The sequence below is a fragment of the Cumulibacter manganitolerans genome, assembly GCF_009602465.1.
Classification (GTDB): domain Bacteria; phylum Actinomycetota; class Actinomycetes; order Mycobacteriales; family Antricoccaceae; genus Cumulibacter; species Cumulibacter manganitolerans.
Genome location: NZ_WBKP01000068.1, coordinates 1 through 14,702, shown reverse-complemented (window position 1 = coordinate 14,702; position 14,702 = coordinate 1). Strand labels below are relative to the sequence as shown.

Annotated in this window: 16 protein-coding genes and 1 riboswitch; of the genes, 15 read left to right on the top strand and 1 reads right to left on the bottom strand. The window is 70.9% G+C overall.

Annotation, left to right across the window (positions count from 1 at the left end; all coding sequences use genetic code 11):
- From F8A92_RS16630 to gcvP, 15 genes are all read left to right on the top strand, one after another.
- On the top strand, positions 1-763 hold a 763-nt coding region (locus F8A92_RS16630; protein WP_228389520.1), incomplete at its 5' end, for a S1C family serine protease.
- A gap of 43 nt (positions 764-806) precedes the next feature.
- On the top strand, positions 807-1,607 hold the full coding sequence (locus F8A92_RS16625) for an acyl-CoA thioesterase (protein ID WP_153506300.1): 801 nt from the start codon (positions 807-809) through the stop codon (positions 1,605-1,607).
- Between the two features lie 269 nt (positions 1,608-1,876).
- On the top strand, positions 1,877-2,098 hold the full coding sequence (locus F8A92_RS16620) for a hypothetical protein (protein ID WP_153506299.1): 222 nt from the start codon (positions 1,877-1,879) through the stop codon (positions 2,096-2,098).
- Between the two features lie 142 nt (positions 2,099-2,240).
- Positions 2,241-3,302: a biotin synthase BioB gene (bioB, locus tag F8A92_RS16615; RefSeq protein WP_153506298.1), complete on the top strand. Its 1,062-nt coding sequence runs from the start codon at positions 2,241-2,243 to the stop codon at positions 3,300-3,302.
- Between the two features lie 75 nt (positions 3,303-3,377).
- Positions 3,378-4,247: a hypothetical protein gene (locus F8A92_RS16610; RefSeq protein ID WP_153506297.1), complete on the top strand. Its 870-nt coding sequence runs from the start codon at positions 3,378-3,380 to the stop codon at positions 4,245-4,247.
- Positions 4,244-4,837: a CDP-alcohol phosphatidyltransferase family protein gene (locus tag F8A92_RS16605; protein ID WP_153506296.1), complete on the top strand. Its 594-nt coding sequence runs from the start codon at positions 4,244-4,246 to the stop codon at positions 4,835-4,837. The genes F8A92_RS16610 and F8A92_RS16605 overlap by 4 nt, the downstream gene beginning before the upstream one ends.
- Positions 4,834-5,661, top strand: coding sequence for a DUF881 domain-containing protein (locus tag F8A92_RS16600; RefSeq protein ID WP_153506295.1), 828 nt, complete (start codon positions 4,834-4,836; stop codon positions 5,659-5,661). The genes F8A92_RS16605 and F8A92_RS16600 overlap by 4 nt, the downstream gene beginning before the upstream one ends.
- A complete protein-coding gene (locus tag F8A92_RS16595; protein ID WP_267130052.1) occupies positions 5,662-5,997 on the top strand; it encodes a small basic family protein in 336 nt (111 codons plus the stop codon).
- A complete protein-coding gene (locus tag F8A92_RS16590; RefSeq protein ID WP_153506294.1) occupies positions 5,994-6,698 on the top strand; it encodes a DUF881 domain-containing protein in 705 nt (234 codons plus the stop codon). Before F8A92_RS16595 ends, F8A92_RS16590 begins: the two co-directional genes overlap by 4 nt.
- 38 nt (positions 6,699-6,736) lie before the next feature.
- Positions 6,737-7,126 carry a glycine cleavage system protein GcvH gene (gene gcvH / locus F8A92_RS16585; protein ID WP_153506293.1) on the top strand — a complete coding sequence of 130 codons (390 nt, stop codon included), beginning with the start codon at positions 6,737-6,739 and terminating at the stop codon, positions 7,124-7,126.
- A gap of 140 nt (positions 7,127-7,266) precedes the next feature.
- On the top strand, positions 7,267-7,812 hold the full coding sequence (odhI, locus tag F8A92_RS16580; RefSeq protein ID WP_153506292.1) for an oxoglutarate dehydrogenase inhibitor Odhl: 546 nt from the start codon (positions 7,267-7,269) through the stop codon (positions 7,810-7,812).
- Positions 7,809-8,543: a transcriptional regulator FtsR gene (gene ftsR, locus F8A92_RS16575; protein WP_153506291.1), complete on the top strand. Its 735-nt coding sequence runs from the start codon at positions 7,809-7,811 to the stop codon at positions 8,541-8,543. Before odhI ends, ftsR begins: the two co-directional genes overlap by 4 nt.
- Before the next feature lie 15 nt (positions 8,544-8,558).
- Complete coding sequence (locus F8A92_RS16570; RefSeq protein WP_153506290.1) at positions 8,559-9,050, top strand: bifunctional nuclease family protein; 492 nt, start codon at positions 8,559-8,561, stop codon at positions 9,048-9,050.
- Positions 9,051-9,210: 160 nt separating this feature from the next.
- Positions 9,211-9,768, top strand: a complete 558-nt coding sequence (locus tag F8A92_RS16565; protein ID WP_407643705.1) for a MerR family transcriptional regulator — start codon at positions 9,211-9,213, stop codon at positions 9,766-9,768.
- A gap of 41 nt (positions 9,769-9,809) precedes the next feature.
- Positions 9,810-9,903: riboswitch (glycine riboswitch) on the top strand.
- A 69-nt stretch (positions 9,904-9,972) separates the two neighbouring features.
- Positions 9,973-12,843 carry an aminomethyl-transferring glycine dehydrogenase gene (gene gcvP / locus F8A92_RS16560; protein ID WP_153506287.1) on the top strand — a complete coding sequence of 957 codons (2,871 nt, stop codon included), beginning with the start codon at positions 9,973-9,975 and terminating at the stop codon, positions 12,841-12,843.
- A gap of 77 nt (positions 12,844-12,920) precedes the next feature.
- On the opposite strand, the gene F8A92_RS16555 is transcribed toward gcvP, so the two are convergent.
- Positions 12,921-14,234 carry an amidase family protein gene (locus tag F8A92_RS16555; protein WP_153506286.1) on the bottom strand — a complete coding sequence of 438 codons (1,314 nt, stop codon included), beginning with the start codon at positions 14,232-14,234 and terminating at the stop codon, positions 12,921-12,923.
- Positions 14,235-14,702: the final 468 nt, after the last annotated feature.

Genomic DNA, 14,702 nt, shown 5'->3' with positions numbered 1-14,702 from the left:
CGCGGGAATCGCCGCGACCGCGCTGGGCGCCGCGTCGGTGGGTGGGGTCGCCGGTGCCGCGGTCGTGGGCCACGACGGCACGGCGGCGCCGGCCGCCGCTCCCGCCGCCTCCGTCAGCAACGTGGCCGGGAGCGTGCAGGCGGTGGCCGACCAGGCGCTGCCGACGGTCGTCGAGATCAAGGTGTCGTCGCCGCGCGGGACGGCGATCGGATCCGGGGTGATCCTGACCGCCGACGGCCAGATCGTCACCAACGACCACGTCGTCGCCTCGCTGGGGCCCGGCTCGAAGATCACCGTCCGGTTCCATGACGGGTCGACCGCGGGCGCCACGGTCGTGGGCGAGCAGCCGAGCGCGGACATCGCGCTCATCGACGCCCAGGGGGTGAGCGGGCTGCACACCGCCACGCTCGCCCAGTCGTCGACGGTGCGCGTCGGCGACGCGGTGGTCGCGATCGGGGCGCCCGAGGGCCTCAACGACACGGTGACGTCGGGCATCGTCAGCTACGTCGGCCGCAAGGTGACGACCGAGGGGGAGTCCGGCCAGGTGTCGTACGACGCGATCCAGACCGACGCCGCGATCAACCCCGGCAACTCCGGCGGCCCGCTGCTGGACTCCAGCGGCCAGGTCATCGGCATCAACTCGGCGATCTACTCGCCGGCCAACGCCAGTGGCGAGTCCGGCAACGTCGGTCTCGGGTTCGCCATCCCGAGCTCGACGGTGTCCCAGATCGTCGCGCAGATCCGCTCCGGGCAGACGTCCTAGGCACCTGCGCGGCCGTCGCGGACGGCTGGGTAGCGTGCTACGCATGACCCAGCCGTCCGGCAACGACAACCTCGCCCAGATCCTCGACCTCGAGCGGCTCGACCCCTGGCTGTACCGCTCCACCTACCACTTCGAGGAGAGGTTCCCGCTGTACGGCGGCCAGGTCGCGGGCCAGGCGATCCTCGCCGCCGGCCGCACGACCGACGCGGACCGGCTGCCGCACTCGATGCACTGCTACTTCCTGCGCGGCGGTGACCCCGCCAAGCCCATCATCTTCGACGTCAGCGCCGATTTCGACGGGGGGTCGTTCTCCTCCCGGCGGGTGATCGCCAAGCAGGACGGCGAGGTCATCTTCAACTGCACGGTGAGCTTCCACAAGTCCAACGAAGGCCCCGAGATGCAGCTCGTGCACCCGGAGCCGATCGGGGTCCCCGAGGAGCTCGGCGACTGGGATCCGCGCCGGCTGCACTCCGTGGCCATGAAGGAGCCCACCCGGGACAATCCGCACGGCAACTGGCCCAAGGACTTCCTCGCCCGCGTCACCACCGACCTCGGTGACGACCCGGTGCTCAACGCCGCCGGGCTGATCTACCTGACCGACGCCGGCAGCGGCCTGGCCGACGTCCGCACTCCGGAGGTGGGGTTCCTGTCCACGATCGACCACACCGTGTGGCTACACCGGATTCCCGCGATCAACGACTGGCACCTGTTCAACTACGGTCCGCGGCGGACCGGCGGCGGGCGCGGCCTCTACACCGGGTCCGTCTTCGACATGGACGGGTACCTGGTGGCCACCGTGTCCCAGGAGTGCCTGTTCCGGTACCAGAGGAAGCGGACGAGCTAGGCGTACGTCGGGCGTGGCGCCTCGGCCGTTTCTGGGGTAGGGTAGATAGTTCGCGCGGCGAACGACTGTCGCTCGACCCGGTCGGGAGCACCGCCCGCAGCCCTCGCGGCGCAGCGGTCGTCGAAGCTCTCGCGGTCGCGACCCCGGCGTGGATCCCCACGAGCGGATCACCGACGTTCACCCGAAACCAAGGCGCAGTTCGCTGCGTCGTCACAGCCGGCCACTTGACTCGTCGGCGACAGCAACACCAAGGAAAGGAGGGTCGAGACATGAACCGAAGCATCGGCATCGATGAGATGAACCGGATGTGCAACGCGATCATGCAGCTCGGCTACCAGCCGCACGAGGCACGGATCGCGGCGACGACGATGAGCCGCTTGGTCAACAAGCAGGGCTTCGTCGTCGGTACGCCGGAGTACATGGCGTGGGCCCGACGCGAGATCGGCAACGAATCGATCGTCTCGGCCGCGGCCGACGCGCTGGCCGCGTAGCCGGCACCCCACCAATGCGACGTCTCCCTCGGGAGCCGTCGCATTCGGCTTTTTCGGGGCCTCCCGGCGGCCGGCACGCGTACCTGAACACCGTTCAGGTAACCTGAACGCCGTTCAGGTCCGCCGTTCCAAGGAGCCCGCCGTGCCCGTGTCCTTCGCCGCCCTCGCCGAATCCGTCCTCGAGGGCGATCCGCTCACCGCCGAGGACGGCCTCGCGATCCTGCGAGCGCCGGACGCGGAGATCCTCGAGGTGGTCACGGCGGCCGGCCGGCTGCGTCGCCGGTACTTCGCGAACACCGTGAAGGTCAACTACCTGGTCAACCTCAAGTCGGGCCTGTGCCCCGAGGACTGCGGGTACTGCTCGCAGCGCCTCGGCTCGCAGACCGACATCCTGAAGTACACCTGGCTGAAGCCGGAGGACGCGCTCGAGCAGGCGCGAGCCGGCCTGCGCGGTGGCGCCACGCGGGTGTGCATGGTCGCCAGCGGGCGGGGGCCGACGACCCGGGACGTCGAGCGGGTGGCCGGCATGGTGGGCGCGCTGAAGAGCGAGCACCCCGAGGTCGAGGTGTGCGCCTGCCTCGGGCTGCTGCGCGACGGCCAGGCGGAGCGGCTGCGCGAGGCGGGCGTCGACGCCTACAACCACAACATCAACACCGCCGAGTCGCACCACGACTCGATCACGACCACCCATTCGTACGCCGACCGCGTCGACACGGTGGAGAAGGTCAAGGGCGCGGGCATGTCGCCGTGCTCGGGGCTCATCGCGGGGCTCGGGGAGAGCGACGAGCAGCTCGTCGAGGCGCTGTTCGCGCTGCGCGCGCTCGGCTCGGAGTCCATCCCGGTGAACTTCCTGATGCCGTTCGACGGCACGCCGCTGGCCGGGACCTGGGAGCTCACGCCGATCCGCTGCCTGAAGATCCTCGCGATGGCGCGGTTCGCGTGCCCCGACCGCGAGCTGCGGATCGCCGGCGGCCGCGAGATCCACCTGCGCTCCCTGCAGGGCCTCGCGCTGCACATCGCGAACTCGATCTTCCTGGGCGACTACCTCACCTCGGAGGGCCAGGCGGCCGAGGCCGACCTCGAGCTCATCCGCGACAACGGCTTCGTCGTCCTCGGCGCATCGACCGCGGCGGCCGCGTCGCACTCGGCCGAGCCCCAGATCCGGCGTCGCGGCGCCGGGACGGCCGTGGCGCCCAACGCCTGATCGCCCGCCGGGCGTCCGAGCGCGGACGGCGTCAGCCGATAGAGTCGGAGCCGGTTACGAGGGAAGGGACGCTCGATGGGCAGCTCGCTGGAGCAGTACATCACCGGCTGGGAGCCGTCGACGCTGGTCGAGACCGACCTGCTGGACGAGCGGGTGAGCAGCTGGCTCGCCGACATCCTCGACGCCGGCGGCCTGGCGCCCCCCGGCGTGCTCCCGCCCACGTGGCACTGGGTGTACTTCACCGACTGGCCCCCGTACGCCGGGCTCGGCGTCGACGGGCACCCCGTCAGTGGGCACTTCCAGCCGCCGATCCCCGAGCGCCGCCGAATGTGGGCCGGCGGCTCGGTCACGTCGCACGCCGACCTACGGCTCGGCGAGGCGGTCGAGCGGACCGGCACGCTGCTGTCCGCGACGCCCAAGAGCGGGCGCACGGGGGAGATGGTGCTGGTCAGCGTCCGGTACGAGTACCGCCAAGCCGGCGACCTGCGGCTCACCGAGGTGCAGAACCACGTCTACCGGTCCGGGGCCGGCGAGCCGACGGGTCCGCGCAGCTGGCCCGCACGCCCCACGCGCCGTCCGTCGAGCGCCGCGCCCTGGCAGCACGACATCCGGACCGATCCCATCCGGCTGTTCCGGATGAGCGCGATCACCGGCAACTCGCACCGCATCCACTACGACCGCCCGTACGCCACCGAGGTCGAGGGATACCCGGACCTGGTCGTGCACGGCCCGTTGCTCGCGCAGCAGCTCGCCACGCTCGCCCTGCGCAACGAGCCGTCGCTGGAGCTCGCCCAGCTCGACTACCGGGTACAGGCGCCGGTGTTCGTGGGCGACGCCGTGACCGCCGTCGGCACGCCCGACGGCGCGCACGCCGAGCTGCAGGTGCTCTCCGAGGGCGACCGCGTGCACGTGGCGGCCACCGCCGGCTACCGCCGCCGGGCATGACGGAGGACGTCGAGGTCAGCCGCCGCGTCTGGACCATCCCGAACCTGCTCAGCATGCTGCGGCTCGCCGGCGTGCCGCTGTTCCTGTGGCTGCTGCTCGGCCCGCACGCCGACGGGTGGGCCACCGCCGTCCTCGCGGCGTCCGCGTTCACCGACTGGGCGGACGGCAGGATCGCCCGCAGGCTGAACCAGATCAGCCACCTCGGGCAGCTGCTCGATCCCGCCGCCGACCGGCTCTACATCCTCAGCACGCTGCTCGCGTTCGTGCTGCGCGGTTTCGTGCCGTGGTGGTTCGTCGGGCTGCTGCTGCTGCGCGACGCGGTCGTGGGCGCCGCCCTGCTGGTGCTGCGCCGGCACGGCTACGAGGCGCTGCAGGTCAACTACCTCGGCAAGGCGGCCACCTTCAACCTGCTCTACGGGTTCCCGCTGTTGCTGCTCGCCAACGCCTCCGACGCGCTCGCCGCGATCGCGCTGCCGCTCGCCTACGCGTTCATCATCTGGGGCGCGGTGCTCTACCTCATCGCGGGCGGGCATTACGTGCGGCAGATCGACGGCATCGTCCGCGCCGAGCGCAAGGCGGTCGCGACATGACGGCGCCCGCGGACCGCTGGGGCCTGCGCACGCTGATGACGCAGACCCTCGACCCGGCGTACGCCGAGGCGGCCGGCTCGGTCCGGCGACATCCCGGCGCGGCCCGCGCAGTGGCGGCCGTCGTGCTGGTCGTGGCCGGGCTCATCGTCGGGGTCGCCTTCCGCCAGCAGCAGCACCAGGCCACCGACCGCCAGGCTGCCCGCGCCGCGCTCATCGCCCGGGTCGACGCGCGGTCCTCACAGGTGAGTGCGCAGACCGCGCAGCTGGCCGAGCTGCGCAAGGCGGTCGCGGCACTGCGTGAGAAGGTGCTCGGCTCGTCGGAGGCCGGCGCCCAGCTGCTGGACGACCTGCAGGCGCAGGAGCTGCTGGCCGCGCTGACGTCGGTGACCGGACCCGGCATCACGATCACGATCGCCGATCCGAAGCCGGCCCAGAGCAACGATCCCGTCGGGCACGGACAGACGGTCAGCCAGGACGGGCTGGTGACCGACGTCGACCTGCAGCGCGCCGTGAACGCGCTCTGGGCGAGCGGCGCGGAGGCCGTCGCGATCAACGACAAGCGCATCGGGCCCCGCACGGCGATCCGCCAGGCCGGGGGAGCGGTGCTCATCGACTTCCAGCCGACCTCGAGCCCGTACGTGATCAAGGTGGTCGGCAATCCGGCGACCCTGCCCGCCGACTTCGCCGCGACCGAGCCGGCCCGCCGCTTCGGCACCTACCGATCGGCGTACGGCGCGCAGTACGACGTGCAGACCGTCGACAAGCTCACCCTGCCCCCGGCCGCCGAGCCGGTGGGCAGCGGCAACGAATCCGGAGGCAACTGAGTGATCCCTGGCGTCATCGCCCTGGTAGCCGGCGTCGTGCTCGGCGTCTGGCTCGACCCGACCGTGCCGATCTGGCTGCAGCCGTACCTGCCGATCGCGGTGATCGCCGCGCTCGACGCCCTGTTCGGCGGCGTCCGCGCGCGGCTCGACGGCATCTTCGACGCCAAGGTGTTCGTCGTGTCGTTCGTCTCCAACGTCGTCATCGCCGCGCTCATCGTGTTCCTCGGGGACAAGCTCGGCGTGGGCGCCCAGCTCTCGACCGCCGTCGTCGTCGTGCTCGGCATCCGCATCTTCGGCAACGCCGCGGCGATCCGCCGGCACGTCTTCAAGGCATGAGCCGGCGGGGAAGCGGGTTCTCCACCCGCAGCAAGCTGGCGATCGCGGCGGTGTGCCTGCTGATCGGGCTCGGGCTGGCGCTGCAGGCGCGGCTCACCTCGACGACCGACCGCGACCTGCGCGGCGCCCGGCAGGAGGACCTGGTGCGGATCCTGGACGATCTCGACAGCCAGCACGACCGTCTCGGCAAGGAGGTCGGCGACCTGGCGGCCACCAAGGACGACCTGGCCTCCGGCGGCGACAAGGCGCAGGCGGCGCTCGAGGAGGCGCAGAAGCAGCTGCAGAAGCTGCAGATCCTCAACGGGACCGTGCCGGCGAGCGGTCCCGGGATCGTGCTGGCCATCACCGACGCGCCACCGAACCCGCCGGCCGACATGATGATCACGGTCATCCAGGAGCTGCGGGCCGCGGGCGCGGAGGCCATCCAGGTCGGCGGCACCCGCGTCGGCGTGGACTCGGCGGTCACGGCCAAGGGTGGCGCGATCGCGCTGGACGGCGCCCCCCTCGGCTTCCCGCTGACGGTGCTGGCGATCGGTGACCCGGAGACGCTCGCCACGGCCATGGGCATCCCGGGCGGGGCGGTGGCGACGATCGGCTACGCGGGCGCCAAGGCCACGGTCACGCAGACCGGCCAGGTGGACATCACCGCGTTGCGGCAGCCCAAGGCGCCTGACTACGCTGAGCCTGCCAAACCGTCCTGACCTCACCGGTCCGGCCCCCACCCGACGAGGAGCGCGCGATGATCCCCACCGACCTGAAGTACACCGAGGAGCACGAGTGGGTGCAGGTCGGCGGCGATCTCGAGGACGGCGTCGTGCGGATCGGCATCACCGACCACGCGCAGGATGCGCTCGGCGACATCGTGTTCGTCGAGCTGCCGGCCGAGGGCACCGCCGTCACCGCCGGCGAGGTGTGCGGCGAGGTCGAGTCCACCAAGAGCGTCTCGGAGCTGTTCGCGCCGATCACCGGAGAGGTGGTTCGGCGCAACGAGGAGCTGGACGGCGCACCCGAGGTGATCAACACCGATCCGTACGGCAAGGGCTGGATGTTCGAGGTCCGGCTCGCCGACGCGGCGCAGCTGGACGGGCTGCTCGACGCCGCGGCGTACGGCGAGAAGACCGCCTCCTGACCGACTCCGGCCTCGTGGCCGGCGTCCTGACCTGGGCAGCCTGAGCCTCCACCTCACGTTGACCCTCGATTTCCGCACCACGTAACCTTGTCCCAAGCCGCGGCGGGCGCCGGGGCGATGCGACGCCGAAAGGTCTTCCATTGAAGTGCTCGAACTGCAACGCAGAGCTCACCGCGGACGCTCGCTTCTGCGCGCAGTGCGGTGCGCCCACCAACGGTGCGACGGCGGACTACTCCGCGCTGCCGTCCAGCGAGACGACGCGTCAGTTCCGCCCCGTGGGCGAGGACGGCCTGCCCCAGGACGCCCCGCACGAGGTCGAGGACGACGCCGCCCAGCCGGAGATGTCCATCGAGGGACTGCCGGCCGACACGGCGCTGCTGGTGGTCAAGCGCGGCCCCAACGCCGGCAGCCGGTTCCTGCTCGATCAGCCCGTCACGACGGCCGGCCGGCACCCGCAGAGCGACATCTTCCTCGACGACGTCACCGTCTCCCGACGGCACGTCGAGTTCCGCCGCGAGGGTGCGCAGTTCACCGTGCACGACGTGGGCAGCCTCAATGGCACGTACCTCAACCGCGAGATCGTGGACACCGCCACGCTGGCCAGCGGCGACGAGGTGCAGATCGGCAAGTTCCGGCTCATCTTCCTCGTGGGGCACCGCACCGCGGACGGTGAGCGCGACCAGTGAGTACCGCTCCCGACGAATCGATCAGCATCGGCGAGCTGCGTGCGGCGCTGCTGCCGGACTTCCCGGAGATCACCATCTCGAAGATCCGGTACCTCGAGGACCAGGGGCTGCTGCAACCGGCCCGCACCAAGTCGCAGTACCGCAAGTTCTCGCACGCCGACCTCGCGCGGGTGCGCTACGTGCTGACCATGCAGACCGAGCACTACCTGCCGCTGAAGGTCATCAAGGCCAACCTCGACGCGATGGACCGCGGGCTGGACGTCACCACCGACCCGGCCAAGCCGCGGGTGCCCGTGCTGTCGATGGCGCGCTCCTCCGACGGACTGCCCAGCACCGAGGAGTTCGCCAAGCCCACCTCGCGGGTGCGGATCTCCCGCGCCGAGCTGCTCGAGCAGTCCGGCCTCAGCGAGGAGATGCTGACCAGCATGGAGCAGTACGGCGTCATCACGGCCGAGCGCAACGGCCAGTTCGACACCGACGCCTTCGAGATCGCGACGGCGGTCGCGGCGCTGGCGGAGTACGGTTTTGAGGCAAGGCATCTGCGTTCGTTCCGGACGCAGGCCGACCGTGAGATCGGGCTGTTCGCGCAGGTGGTCACGCCACTGATGCGGCACAAGACGCCCGAGTCTCGCGGCAAGGCCGAAGAGACGATTCGTGAGCTCGCCGCCCTGTCGGTGCGCTTGCACGCGACGCTGGTCCGTTCCGGGCTGCGCCGCCAGGTCAACTCCTAGGAAGGAGCCGAGCAGATGCGCGAGATGAGTGTCGTCGGCGTACGTGTCGAGCTGCCGGCGAATCAGCCGATCGTCCTGCTGACCGAGGTCGAGGGGGAGAAGTTCCTCCCGATCTGGATCGGCAGCGCCGAGGCGAGCGCCATCGCCTACGAGCAGCAGGGCATCAAGCCGCCGCGTCCGCTGACCCATGACCTGCTGGTCAACGTCATCGAGGCGCTGGGCTCGAAGCTGGAGCGGGTCCGGATCACCGGCATGAAGGACGGGCTGTACTTCGCCGAGCTGGACCTGCAGGGCGCCGAACCGGTCACCGTGCGGCCCTCCGACGGCATCGCGCTCGCGCTGCGCACCGGGGCGGTCATCCTGGCCGACGACGACCTGATCGAGCAGGCCGGGATCACCATCGACGAGGCCACCGCCGGCGAGGACGGCGAGGAGTCCGAGGACGAGGTCGAGAAGTTCCGCGAGTTCCTCGACAACGTCACCCCCGAGGACTTCGCCGGCTCCTGATCACGATTGGGTCACACAGCGCGTGGCTTAACCCTGAAGTGAAGGTTCAGGGTTCGCTCGCCCGTACGGTGTCATTGACGCCACCGACGGTGGATGCGTACCGTGAATTACCTCGGTGTGCTTTGGCGCCTGGGCGCCGGCCCCCAACTTGGAGGAACTCGTGAGCGATCGCCACATTCAGGACGCGCTTTTCCCGGACGCCCGTGAGGCGGCGGTGCGCGCCGACCTGGTCGGCTACCGCGGCCCGGTGGCCTGCAACGCCGCCGGCATCACCTACCGGCAGCTGGACTACTGGGCGCGCACCGGGCTGGTGGCCCCGAGCATCCGGACCGCGAGCGGCTCGGGCTCGCAGCGGCTCTACTCGTTCAAGGACATCCTCGTGCTGAAGGTCGTCAAGCGGTTGCTCGACACCGGGATCTCCCTGCAGAACGTGCGCACCGCCGTCGACCACCTGCGCCAGCGCGGCGTCGACGACCTGGCCAACATCACCCTGCTGTCCGACGGGACCACGGTCTACGAGTGCACCTCCGCCGAAGAGGTGGTCGACCTGCTGGCCGGTGGCCAGGGCGTCTTCGGGATCGCGGTGTCGGGCGCGCTCAAGGAGCTCACCGGCTCGCTGGAGCACCTGCCCTCGGTGCGCACGGACGTCGACGAGACGTCCACGGCCGGCGACGAGCTCGCGCGGCGCCGCATGGCCCGGAAGGCCGCCACCGCCTGAGGCGCCGGGGCGTCGTCGTGAGGTAATCTGGATGGCGCTGACCATCCCGCGTGGGAGAGTCTCGCCGCGGCTGGGCGAGCGCCGAAGGGGCAACACTCCCCGCAACCTCTCAGGCACCAGGACCGTGCGGGACAGGCATCTCTGAAGGGCTCGCACGCTCGACTGAGGGGGAGACGACCTGTACTCGTCTGTCCTGGAGTCCGCGTGAGCACTGACCATCTTTCCTTCGAACGTCGGCACATCGGCCCGTCCGACAGCGACGTCCAGAGCATGCTCGCCGTCGTCGGTGCGTCGTCCCTGCGCGAGCTGATGGACAGGGCGGTACCCAGTGGCATCCGGATCCCCGGGACGCTGGACCTGCCCGCGGCGGCGACCGAGCCGGAGGCCATCGACGAGCTGCGCGCGCTGGCCGACCAGAACGAGCGCAAGCGCTCGATGATCGGGCTGGGCTACTACGACACGCACGTGCCGGGCGTCATCAAGCGCAACGTGCTGGAGTCACCCGCCTGGTACACCGCGTACACGCCGTACCAGCCGGAGATCTCCCAGGGCCGGCTCGAGGCGCTGCTGAACTTCCAGACGATGGTCTGCGACCTCACCGGGCTCGACATCGCCGGCGCGTCCCTGCTCGACGAGGCGACCGCGGCGGCCGAGGCGATGACGCTGAGCCTGCGCTCGTGGAAGGGCAAGTCCGAGCGGCCGACCTTCGTCGTGGACGCCGACATCTTCCCGCAGACGCTCGCCGTCGTGCAGACCCGCGCCGATGCCCTCGGCCTGCGGGTCCTGGTGCTCGACCTCGGCGTCGGCCTCGAGGAGGCGCTGTTCCACGCGGATGCCGACCTCGGCGACGTGTTCGGCGTGCTGCTGCAGTACCCGGCGTCCTCCGGGGAGATCCGCGACCCGCGGGAGATCGTCCGGGCCGCGCACGGCGCCGGGGCGCTCGTCACGGTGGCCACGGACCTCCTCGCCCTCACCCTGCTGACCTCGCCGGGCGAGCTGGGCGCCGACGTCGCCGTCGGCTCCGCCCAGCGCTTCGGCGTCCCCATGGGGTACGGCGGCCCGCACGCCGGCTTCATGGCGGTCCGCACCGGGCTGCAGCGGACCATGCCCGGGCGTCTCGTCGGCGTGTCGGTCGACGCGGCCGGGGCCCCGGCGTACCGCCTCGCGCTGCAGACCCGCGAGCAGCACATTCGCCGCGAGAAGGCGACTTCCAACATCTGCACCGCGCAGGTGCTGCTCGCGATCATGGCGTCGATGTACGCCGTCTACCACGGACCCGTCGGGCTGCGTGAGATCGCGGCCCGCGTGCACCGGCAGGCCGCCCGGCTGGCCACGTCGCTGGCCGACGGCGGAGTCGAGGTCGTCACGGCGTCCTACTTCGACACCCTCACGATGCGGGTGCCCGGCCGCGCGGACGACGTGGTCGCGGCGGCGCTCGACAACGGGATCAACCTGTGGCGGGTGGACGCCGACACCGTGCAGCTGTCCTGCGACGAGACCACCACCGACGGCGACCTGGCCGGCGTGCTAGCCGCGTTCGGCGTCGGGGCGCTGGTCGACACCGCCGACGAGGCGCTCGTGCTCGACCGCGAGAGCGAGTACCTGACCCACCCGGTGTTCTCGGCGCACCACTCGGAGACCGCGATGCTGCGCTACCTGCGCCGGCTCTCCGACAAGGACTACGCCCTCGACCGCGGCATGATCCCGCTCGGCTCGTGCACCATGAAGCTCAACGCCACCACCGAGATGGAAGCGATCACCTGGCCGGAGTTCGGCGGGTTGCATCCCTTCGCCCCGGTCGAGCAGGCCCGCGGGTATGCGCGGCTGTTCGACGACCTCGCCGGATGGCTGGCCGAGGTCACCGGCTACCACTCGGTGTCGCTGCAGCCGAACGCCGGCTCGCAGGGCGAGTTCGCCGGGCTGCTCGCCATCGCGAAGTACCACGAGGCCAACGGGCACGCCGAGCGCCGCGTCTGCCTGATCCCGTCGTCCGCGCACGGCACCAACGCGGCGTCCGCGGTGATGGCCGGCCTGAAGGTCGTCGTGGTGAAGTGCGACGAGGACGGCAACGTCGACGTGGACGACCTGAAGGCCAAGATCGCCCAGCACGGTGACCAGCTCGCCGCCATGATGGTCACCTACCCGTCGACGCACGGCGTGTACGAGGAGACCATCAGCGAGGTGTGCGGGCTCGTGCACGACGCCGGCGGCCAGGTGTACGTCGACGGCGCGAACCTCAACGCGCTCGTCGGGCTCGCGCAGCCGGGCCGGTTCGGCTCCGACGTGTCGCACCTGAACCTGCACAAGACGTTCTGCATCCCGCACGGCGGCGGCGGTCCGGGCGTCGGTCCGATCGGCGTCCGCGAGCACCTGGCGCCGTACCTGCCCAACCATCCGCTGGTCGCCGAGGCCGGCCCGGCCACCGGCCCCGGTCCGGTGTCGGCGGCTCCGTGGGGATCGGCGGGCATCCTGCCGATCTCGTGGGCGTACATCCGGATGATGGGTGCCGAGGGCCTCACCCACGCCACCGAGACGGCCGTCCTGAACGCCAACTACGTCGCGGCGCGGCTGCGCGAGCACTACCCGGTGCTGTACGCCGGCGCGGACGGCCTGGTGGCGCACGAGTGCATCCTGGACATCCGTCCGTTGACCAAGACCAGCGGCGTGACCGTCGACGACGTCGCCAAGCGGCTGATCGACTACGGGTTCCACGCTCCTACGATGAGCTTCCCGGTGGCCGGGACGCTGATGGTCGAGCCGACGGAGTCGGAGAACCTCGAGGAGCTGGATCGCTTCTGCGACGCGATGATCGCGATCAAGCAGGAGGCCGACCGGGTCGAGTCGGGGGAGTGGGACGTGACCGACAACCCGCTGCGCAACGCGCCGCACACCGCGCTGCAGCTCGCCGGCGACTGGCCGCACACGTATTCGCGGCAGGACGCCGCGTTCCCCACCGAGCACACCCTGGCTGCGAAGTACTGGGCGCCGGTACGCCGCATCGACGGTGCGTACGGCGACCGCAACCTGGTCTGCTCGTGCCCGTCGCCGGAGGCGTTCGCCGACCAGACCGTCTGAGGTGCCTGAGGTTCTGCGGGGGAGTAGGACACGCTAATCGCCCGATAGCGTGTCCTACTCCCCCGCAGATCCGTTCATCAGGCGCTGGTGCGGCCGGGAGCGGAGCCGGCCGCGATGGCCAGCAGCTCGGGCTCGGCGTACTGCCGCCCGATCAGCTGTAGCCCGATCGGTAGGCCGTCGGACCCCGTGCCGGCCGGCAGGCACACCGACGGCAGGTTGGGGTAGGTCGCCAGGCCGGCCCAGGCGAGCTGCGCCCCGCAGGGGGTCTGCTCTCCGTCGATGTCGACGGTGCGGTGATCCATCGTCACCTCGTCCAGCGGGAACGCGGTCGAGCCGAACACCGGCGCGAGGACGGCGTCGTACTCGTCGGTGAGCGCCGCGTTCCAGGCCCGCGAGGTGCGGGCCTGCTGGTCGATCATGTCGAACCAGGCGCTGAGCGTGACCGGCGTGACGCCCTCCGGGGCGTTGCCGCGGGAGAGCACCGTCAGCAGCATCTTCACGTAGTCGCGGTGGGTGGCCGCGAGGTCGGGCAGCTGCGGTGCCCGGTCGACCGTCGCGCCGCTCGCCTCCAGCCGGGCGCACTGCTCGTCGAGCACCCGGCTGACGTCGGCGCTGATCTTCGCGACCGGATGCTCGGTGATCACGGCGATGCGGGCACCCTCGGGCGAGGTCCGCCGCGGCATCGGCAGCGGATGGTCGGCGATGATCTCCAGCAGCAGGGCCAGATCCTCGGAGGTTCGGGCCAGCGGACCGGCCACGCTGAGGTTGAGCTCGCCGCCGTCGGTTCCGGGCCACCAGTGACCTTCGCGGCCGACGAGGCCGAACGTCGGCTTGAGGCCCCACACGCCGCAGAACGCGGCCGGGATGCGGATCGAGCCGCCGATGTCACTGCCGATCTCGGCGCACACGTAGCCGGCGGCGAGCGAGGCGGCCGAGCCGCCCGACGATCCACCGGAGGACAGCCCGTGCCGATGCGGGTTGTGGGTCGCGCCGTACACCGGGTTGACCGACAGAAAGTCGGCGAGCGCCGGCGGCACGTTCGTCTTGCCGACGATGATCGCGCCGGCCTCCTTGAGCCGGCGTACGGCCCGCGCGTCGGCAGTCGCGATGTGGTCGCGATGCTCGGCGAAGCCCCACGTGGTCGGCAGTCCCGCCACGTCGTAGCTCTCCTTGACCGTCATGGGGACGCCGAGCATCGGAGCCCGTTCGCCCGCGGCGAGCCGGTCGTCGGCCTGCCGCGCGGCGTCGAGTGCCCGGTCGAAATCGCGGACGACGACCGCGTTGATCTCGTCGTCTCGCGCCACGATCCGATCGATCGCTTCCTGGGTTGCCTGTACCGCCGTCAGCTCGCCCCCGGCGATGCGGTCGGCCAGATTCTTGATCTCGCTCATCGTGTTCCTCACCTCGTCGCCGACCCTAGCGCAGCAATCGATGCGGCAACCACGTCACGACGCCGGTGCTCGTCAGCCGGCTCCGCGGTCGGGTGTGCTCGAGTCGCTTGCGGATGTGCTGCTCGAGGCTGGTGACCTTTCGTGGTGGTGGTTCGCTCACTGGTGGTGGTGGGGTGCTGATGTACGCGTGGCCGGTGGGTGTGGTGGTGACGGTGACGTGCCTGCCTTCGATGATGCGGGGCTGGGTGCGCCAGCCGGGTTGTTCCTTGACCTGGTTGCAGCGTTGGCACAGGCCTTGAATCGCCCCGGGTTTGGTAGAGGGTCTGATTCCACGGAGGATGGGGTCATGCCAGCACCGAAGAAGTATCCGCCGGAGCTTCGTGAGCGCGCGTGTCAAGGGACAGTAGGAACTGCCCGGTGGCGGACATGAAACCTGCCCGCTGACGGCCACAAGAATTGCCCGGTGGT